The organism is Arthrobacter celericrescens, from assembly GCF_003614925.1.
Taxonomy (GTDB): Bacteria; Actinomycetota; Actinomycetes; order Actinomycetales; family Micrococcaceae; genus Arthrobacter; species Arthrobacter celericrescens.
The window spans coordinates 1-505 of sequence record NZ_QYLP01000039.1; the positions used below are offsets into that span (position 1 = coordinate 1).

Here is a 505-nt window from a genome sequence, read left to right on the forward strand (position 1 = left end):
CCCGCCCCTACACCCTCTTCACCGGCCAATGGGCCGACCTGCCCCTCGAAGACGTCGCCAAGCTGGCCTCAGGCTGGGGCTACGACGGCCTGGAAATCGCCGTCTCCGGCAACCACCTGGACGCCTGGCGCTGGGACGAACCCGGCTACATCGACTCCAAACTCGAACTCCTGGACAAATACAACCTCAAAGTCTGGGCCATCTCCAACCACCTCAAAGGCCAGGCCGTCTGCGATGACCCCATCGACTTCCGCCACCAAGCCATCGTCGGCACCCGCGTCTGGGGCGACGGGAACCCCGAAGGCGTCCGCCAGCGCGCCGCCGAAGAAATGAAACACACCGCCCGCCTCGCCCGCGCCCTCGGCGTGGACACCGTCGTCGGCTTCACCGGCTCCTCCATCTGGCAATACCTCGCCATGTTCCCGCCCGTCCCCGAAAAAACCATCGACGCCGGCTACCAGGACTTCGCCGACCGCTGGAACCCCATCCTGGACGTCTTCGACGA

The 505-nt window shown here is 65.9% G+C and carries 1 protein-coding gene; it reads left to right on the forward strand.

Features of this window, described 5'->3' with window-relative positions; genetic code table 11:
* Positions 1-505, forward strand: a 505-nt coding sequence (locus D3654_RS10130) for a sugar phosphate isomerase/epimerase family protein (protein WP_162943699.1), incomplete at both ends; no start/stop codon positions are given.